Origin of the sequence: Actinophytocola sp., assembly GCF_049647105.1 — a bacterium.
Lineage (GTDB): Bacteria > Actinomycetota > Actinomycetes > Mycobacteriales > Pseudonocardiaceae > Actinophytocola.
This window is the reverse complement of sequence record NZ_JBARWZ010000155.1, coordinates 77,128-84,061: the sequence shown is the minus strand read 5'-3', so window position 1 is coordinate 84,061 and position 6,934 is coordinate 77,128. Positions and strand designations below refer to the sequence as shown.

Genomic DNA, 6,934 nt, shown 5'->3' with positions numbered 1-6,934 from the left:
ACCGCGACCCGGCCGCCGCCGCGCGGCTGGCCGCGGTGCGGGCGCAGCTCACGACGATCGCCGAGGACCACCGGCTGCCGGTGGAGAACCTGCTGCAGCCGGACCTGGTGCGGCGCACGTGCTGGCGGCCGCCGGAGGACCTGTCGGCCGAGGAGATCGCGGCCGCGCTGCGGGCCGGTGGCGCGCGGGAGTGGCAGATCGGCCTGACCGGGGACGCGTTGTCCCAGGCGCTGAAGGAAGCCGCGCAGTAACCGGATGACCCTGTCAGCATTGGAGACATGGCCGGCAGGGTGTGGATCGGGACGTCGGGGTGGCGGTATCCGCCCTGGCGTGGCGTGTTCTACCCGGAGGGGCTGCCGCAGCGCCGGGAGCTGGAGTACCTGTCTCGGCAGCTCGGCTCGGCGGAGATCAACGGCTCGTTCTACTCGCTGCAGAAGCCGGAGTACTACCGGCGATGGCGCGACGAGACGCCGGACGGCTTCGTGTTCACGGTCAAGGGCAGCCGGTTCATCACCCACATGAAGAGGCTGCGGGACGTGGCGATCCCGCTGGCGAACTTCTTCGCGAGCGGAGTCCTGGCGCTGGGCGACAAGCTGGGGCCGTTCCTGTGGCAGCTGCCGCCGAGCCTCCGCTACGACCAGGACCTCCTGGCGGACTTCTTCGAGATGCTGCCCCGCGACACCGCCGCCGCGGCCGTGCTGGCAGGCAAGCACGACGAACGGCTCGACGGCCGGGCACTGACCGAGGCCCATGTCAGCCTCCCGCTCCGGCACGCGCTGGAGGTGCGGCACCAGAGCTTCGTCGACCCCACGCTGCCGGAGTTCCTTCGTGCGCACGGCATCGGTCTGGTGACCGCGTCCGCCGCCGAGGACTGGCCCTACCTGGAGGACGTGACGGCCGACTTCGCCTACGTGCGGCTGCACGGCGAGACGGAGCTGTACGCGAGCGGCTACTCCGACGACGAGCTGGACCGGTGGGCGGCGCGGATACACGGCTGGTCCGCCGCGGGCTTCGACGTGTACGCGTACTTCGACAACGACATGAAGGTCAGGGCACCAGCCGATGCCATCGGCCTGCAGGACCGGGTGCGGAGTGCCGCGCTTCAGTGAGCCGAGGGCAGGTGCACCGTCACGGTGAGGCCGCCGCCCGCGACGGCCTCAGCCGACGCCGTGCCGTGGTGCGCCTTCACGACCGCGCGGACGATCGCGAGACCCAGCCCGGTGCCGGAGTGCGCGGTCCGGTCCACCCCGCCGCGGCGGAACGACTCGAACAGCTCCTCCACCCGCTCCGGGTCGACCGCCGCGCCCGACGACGACACCCGCAGCGTCACCCAGCTCGGACCCGCCACGGTGCGGACGTCGAGCCAGCCGCCGTCCACGTTGTGCCGCACGGCGTTCTCCAGGAGGTTGCCCGCGACGCGTTCCAGCAGCGCGGGATCGCCCGCCGACGGCGCCGCCGCGCAGGCGAACGACGTGCGCAGTCCCCGCCGCTCCGCCTCGGCACGCACGGCCTGCCACGCGCTGCCGACCACGGTCGCCAGGTCGACACGTTCGACGACCCCGAGGCCCATGCCGTCGGTGCGGGCGAGCAGCAGGAGCGCGTCGACGAGCTGACCGGCCCGCAGCGTGGCGTCGCGGACCACTCCCGCCATGCGGCGCAGCTCGTCGGCGTCCGCGTCCGGGTCGGCCAGGGTCACGTCCAGCTCGGTGCGGATCACCGACAGCGGGGTGCGCAGCTCGTGGGAGGCGTTGGCGACGAACTGGCGCTGCGCCGAGAACGTGGCCTGCAACCGGTCGAGCATCGCGTCGAAGGTGTCGGCCAGCTCGGCGACCTCGTCGCGCGGGCCGCGCAGCGCGATCCGCTCCCCCAGCGACTCCGCGGAAAGGCGCCGGGCGGAGCCGGTGACGTCGCGCAGCGGCTTGAGGACGCGGCCGGTGAACGTCCACGCGAGCAACGCGGTCGCGACGACCACGCACACGAACGCGATGGCACCCGCCACCAGGACGCGGAAGCGGGCGGCGTCGCGGAGCACCTCCGCGAGCTGCTCGGCCCTCACCCGCGTGCCGCCGACGACGACGGTCGTGCCCTCGGGCAGCGACGGCGCGCTGACGGAGTCACCCGCGAGGATCCAGGCGAGCCACAGGAGCAGCGCCGCGACGACCGTGACCAGCCCGGTGGCGAGGAGCGTGATCCTGGCGCGCAGACCGGGACCACGTCGGGTCTCGGTCACTCCACCCGGGTAGCCGCGGGCACCCGGTAGCCGGAGCCGACCACGGTGTCGATGATGCCGGGCTCACCGAGCTTCTTGCGCAGCGTCATGACGGTCACGCGGACGGTCGTGGTGAACGGGTCGGCGTGCTCGTCCCAGACCCGCTCCAGCAGCTCCTCACTGGACACCACGGAGCCGCTCGCGGCGAGCAGTACCTCGAGGACGCCGAACTCCTTGCGGGTCAGGTCCACCTGTGTGCCCGCGCGGGTGACGGTGCGGCGGGCCGGGTCCAGCTCGACGTCGCCCGCCCGCAGCACCGGCGGGGTGACCGGGGTGGAGCGCCTGGCCAGCGCCCGCACCCGCGCGACCAGCTCGTCGAACGCGAACGGCTTGGCCAGGTAGTCGTCGGCACCGAGCGAGAGCCCCTCGACCCGGTCGGCGACCGAGCCGCTGGCGGTCAGCATGATCACCCTGGTCAGCGCCCCGGACGCGACGATCTCGCGGCACAGCTCGTCCCCGGACATGCCTGGCAGGTCCCGGTCGAGCACCACCACGTCGTACCGGGTGACGGTGGCCTTCTCATGCCCCTCGTCGCCGTCCAGGGCGACGTCGACGGCCATGCCTTCACGACGAAGCCCCCTGGCGATCGCGTCGGCCAGGGGTTCTTCGTCTTCGACGATCAGAATCCGCACCCCACAACGGTGCCACAACTCCGTGTGACGATGTCGCCAGGCCTCACTCCGCCACGCCGGGGTCGCCGAGCGCGACCTTGCCCGCGCACAACCTCAGGAGTCGTTCGGCAGGTCATCCATGGCGCGAGTGATCAGAGCCCGTGCCTGAGCCCCGTGTACTGCCGACTGGCGGAGATGTTCGAACATCTCGAGGTACAACCGGATCTCGTTGGGCTGGACTACCTCCAGCTTCGCGGTGGGTGTCTCGACGCCCACCATGGCTCGTCGTAGATCCAGAACGGAACCTGCGCATAGGTCTTCCGAGGTGCGGTTTGCGGGATGATTCCCAGACTGACGCGCGGCAGCGATGCCACGGCGAGGAGTCGATCAAGTTGGGGCTTGGCCACCGTTCTCGATGCGGCTGACCTTCGTGAAGTGGCAACCGATGCCGACCGCGAGAGCCCGTCCCGTGAGACCCGCACCCTTTCGGATCTCACGGAGACGAGCCCCCAGCGCTTCTCTGGCCTGCTGGGCGGGGCTAGACAGCTTTGTACTCACTGTCGGGAATCGACGGTGACCACACTGTCTCGAAAGCGGTGCGACACAACCCGACCACAGCTGGATCGGCCGCTGTCCCGAATCTCGGCCGCGCCGGGCACGTCCTGAAGGGGCGCTCAGGGCAACTCGGCCGTGGCGGGGGCGTCGGTGCGGGTCGCGATCCACTCGGTCACGCGGCGGGCCACCTGCTGCGCGGTCATGCCGAGCTGCACGAGCACCTCGTTCCGCGTCCCCTGCGGGTGGAACTCCTGCGGCAGGCCGACGTCCCGCAGTGGCACGTCGACGTCCGCGTCGCGCAGCGCCGCCGCCAGCGACCAGCCGAACCCGCCGTGCCGCCCGCTGTCCTCGACCGTGACGACCAGCCGGTGCCCGGCCGCGAGGTCCACCAGGTCCGCCGGGACCGGCGCCACCCACCTCGGGTCCACGACGGTCACGCCGATGCCCTGGTCGGACAGCCGGTCCGCGGCCGCCATGCCCAGTTCGGCCAGCGCGCCGACCGTCACCAGCAGCACGTCGGTGGTCTCGTCCACCGCGGGCCTGCGCAGCACGTCGACCGTGCCACGCCGCTCCAGCGCCGCGACCTCGCCGCCGACCGACGCCTTCGGGAAGCGCAGCGCGGTCGGGCCGTCCTTCACGGCGACCGCCTCGTTCAGCTCCTCCCGCAGCGTCACCGCGTCACGCGGCGCCGCGACCCGGATGCCGGGCACGACGCCGAGGATCGACAGGTCCCACATGCCGTGGTGGCTCGCGCCGTCCGGGCCGGTGACGCCCGCGCGGTCGAGGATCATCGTGACCGGCAGCTTGTGCAGTGCGACGTCCATGAGCAGCTGGTCGAACGCGCGGTTCAGGAACGTCGAGTAGATCGCGACCACCGGGTGCAGCCCGGCCATCGCCATGCCCGCGGCGGACGTGACCGCGTGCTGTTCCGCGATGCCGACGTCGAACCAGCGGTCCGGGTACGCCTCGGCGAACTTCGCGAGGCCCGTCGACCGCAGCATGGCCGCCGTGATCGCGACGACGTCCGGCCGCGACTCGCCGATCCGCGCCAGCTCGTCGGCGAACACCGACGTCCACGACGCGGCGCCCTTCGCGGTGGTCAGCTTGCCGGTCACCGCGTCGATCGGGTCGGTCTGGTGCATCTGGTCCACCTCGTCGTTCTCGGCGAGGGGATAGCCGCGGCCCTTGCAGGTCGCGACGTGGACGATCACCGGGCCACCGAACTCCTTGGCGCGGCGCAGCGCGGCGTCGAGCGCGTCGAAGTCGTGGCCGTCGACCGGGCCGAAGTACTTGAGGCCGAGGTCCTCGAACATCACCTGCGGGGAGAGCGCGTCCTTGATGCCGCGCTTGGCAGCGTGCAGCGCCGCGTACAGCGGCTTGCCGAGGACCGGCGTGCCCTGCAGCATCCGCTTGCCTGCCTCGAGCGACCGCTCGTAGCCGGGCGAGAGGCGCAGCGACGCGAGGTGGTCGGCGAGCCCGCCGATGGTCGGCGAGTAGGAGCGGCCGTTGTCGTTGACCACGATCACCATCGACCGGTTCTTGCCCGCCGCGATGTTGTTGAGGGCCTCCCAGCACATGCCGCCGGTCAGCGCGCCGTCGCCGACGACGGCCACCACACACCGCTTCTCGCTCCGCAGCTCGAACGCCTTCGCGAGACCGTCCGCGTAGGACAGGGCGGAGGAGGCGTGGCTGCTCTCCACGAAGTCGTGCTCGCTCTCGGCACGGCTCGGGTAGCCGGACATGCCCTTGGCCATCCGCAGCCGGTCGAAGCCATCCTGGCGGCCGGTGAGGATCTTGTGCACGTAGGCCTGGTGGCCCACGTCCCAGATCACCGGGTCGGCTGGCGAGTCGAACACGCGGTGGATCGCCATGGTCAGCTCGACCACACCCAGGTTGGGCCCGAGGTGGCCACCCGTGGTCGTCACTCTGTCAACGAGGAACTCGCGGATCTCGGTCGCGAGCCTCGGCAGCTGGTCGCCGGCCAGACTTTTCAGGTCCGCCGGGCCGTGCACCGTACCGAGCAGGGACTCCTCGTCTGTCACCGCTGGTCACCTCAGTTCTCAGATCGCGGGACGTCGCGCCGGTCCCGGCCAGTCTACGAGCGCACGTGCATGAGCCGTTCGGCCCTACACTCAGCGGGGTGCCAGTCGCATTCGACACCGCCGGCATGGAGCGACATGACGAGCGAACCTGGTTCGACCCACGAACCGGTGACCAAGTCAGTCTCACCTACATCGGCATGGAGCCCGACATCCCCGCGCCCCTCGACGATCTCCCGCAGCTGCGCAGAAAGCTGGCCGAGGAGACCGCCGAGACCGGTTCGATCATCGAGGCGCACGTGGTACGGCTCGGCGGGGTGCCCGCGTTGTTCCAGCTGATCAAGCTGCCGATCCCCGGTCAGGACACCGGCCTGGCGTTCATCGCCGCGTTCACCGTGCCGCGCGCGACCTGCAGCGCCGTGCTGCGCATCCAGTGCGCGGAGGGGCAGGCGACCGGCCTCCGTGAGACCGCGGTCGCCGCACAGGTCGGGTTCGAGAACTGCCTCGTGCCGCACCCGTACGCCCCTGAGGTGCGCGGACAGCTGCCCTACAACGTGGCCGACGAGGCGAACTGGGACCAGCAGTTCCCCGACCACCCGCTGACCAGGGCACGCGCATGGGCACACCGCACGCTCGCGTCCGCGCAGGTGGACCCGCAGTTCGTGGCGCTGCCCCCGTTCGAGCCCGCCCCCGCTCCGCCACCCGCGCCGGTGCCACCGGCGCAGGCGCAGGCACCGGCACCGGCACCGGCACCGGCACCGGCCGAGGATGGCGACGCCCTGCACACGGTGCTCGTTGGCCTGCCGCTGGCCGGCTACCTGCCGCTGTGGCAGGAGAACGGCGTGTCCTACTGGCGGATGAGCGACCCGGAGGCGGTCCGCGCCCGGCTCGGCGCCGGGGTGGAGTCCCGCTCGGAGATCGACGCCCGGCGGCTCCGCGAGTCCGCGAGGTTCAGCCCGTCGCGCGGCACGCTGTTCCTGATGGACCGCGACCGCGACGAGACCGGTCACCTCGGCGGCACCAGCACACAGCTCACCCCGGCGACGGAGGAGGAGGCGTACGCGGCGGTCGACGACAGGGCACTGTCCGAGCTGTACACATGGCTCGGCGAGGTGGTGCTGGCGGCCGTCCGGCGGGGCGAGTTCGTCGCGGTGGAGTCCGGCGGCTGGCAGGTCCCGATGACCCCGGTCGTGCTGGTCATGCTGAGAACCGACGGCAAGGAATGGCACTCGGTGGTGGAAGCGTCCCCGGTGCCGGAGGGCGCGCTCGTGTGGCGGGACAAGCAGCCGGTGGAGGGGAACACCCAGGTGCTGGTCAGCCCGGCGACCGACCAGACCGTCCGCGCCTCCGGCCTGCTGATCAGGTTCGCCGTCACGACGTGGGGTGTGCACCCGCTCCAGTTGGGACTGTCGTTCGGCCAGAACCCGACTCTGTGATTCGGTAAGGTCAGAGCTCACGTT

The 6,934-nt window shown here is 71.5% G+C and carries 7 protein-coding genes and 1 pseudogene; 3 read left to right on the top strand and 5 right to left on the bottom strand.

From position 1 onward, the window contains the following. Positions 1 to 251 (top strand): annotated as a pseudogene (locus tag WBA97_RS19835) (ribonuclease D); the annotation flags it as partial. 27 nt (positions 252 to 278) lie between these two features. Then, entirely contained in the window at positions 279 to 1,109 is an 831-nt protein-coding gene (locus tag WBA97_RS19830) for a DUF72 domain-containing protein (protein ID WP_424232343.1), read from the top strand. Here the strand turns inward: WBA97_RS19830 and WBA97_RS19825 are convergent. The 5 genes from WBA97_RS19825 to dxs form a co-directional block, all read right to left on the bottom strand. Then, entirely contained in the window at positions 1,103 to 2,230 is a 1,128-nt protein-coding gene (locus WBA97_RS19825) for a sensor histidine kinase (RefSeq protein WP_424232342.1), read from the bottom strand. The genes WBA97_RS19830 and WBA97_RS19825 overlap by 7 nt on opposite strands. Then, complete coding sequence (locus WBA97_RS19820) at positions 2,227 to 2,901, bottom strand: response regulator transcription factor (protein WP_424232341.1); 675 nt, start codon at positions 2,899 to 2,901, stop codon at positions 2,227 to 2,229. Before WBA97_RS19820 ends, WBA97_RS19825 begins: the two co-directional genes overlap by 4 nt. Before the next feature lie 218 nt (positions 2,902 to 3,119). After that, a complete protein-coding gene (locus WBA97_RS19815; protein ID WP_424232340.1) occupies positions 3,120 to 3,377 on the bottom strand; it encodes a Scr1 family TA system antitoxin-like transcriptional regulator in 258 nt (85 codons plus the stop codon). Continuing rightward, complete coding sequence (locus tag WBA97_RS19810; RefSeq protein WP_424232339.1) at positions 3,268 to 3,603, bottom strand: helix-turn-helix domain-containing protein; 336 nt, start codon at positions 3,601 to 3,603, stop codon at positions 3,268 to 3,270. The genes WBA97_RS19815 and WBA97_RS19810 overlap by 110 nt, the downstream gene beginning before the upstream one ends. Further along, complete coding sequence (dxs, locus tag WBA97_RS19805) at positions 3,555 to 5,477, bottom strand: 1-deoxy-D-xylulose-5-phosphate synthase (RefSeq protein ID WP_424232338.1); 1,923 nt, start codon at positions 5,475 to 5,477, stop codon at positions 3,555 to 3,557. Before dxs ends, WBA97_RS19810 begins: the two co-directional genes overlap by 49 nt. A 98-nt stretch (positions 5,478 to 5,575) precedes the next feature. Between dxs and WBA97_RS19800 the strand changes: the two genes are divergently transcribed. Then, complete coding sequence (locus tag WBA97_RS19800) at positions 5,576 to 6,910, top strand: hypothetical protein (protein WP_424232337.1); 1,335 nt, start codon at positions 5,576 to 5,578, stop codon at positions 6,908 to 6,910. Positions 6,911 to 6,934: the final 24 nt, after the last annotated feature.

Excerpts from the sequence above, each read along its gene's own strand:
- WBA97_RS19830 (WP_424232343.1), top strand. The coding sequence starts at position 279 with ATGGCCGGCAGGGTGTGGATCGGGACGTCGGGGTGGCGGTATCCGCCC.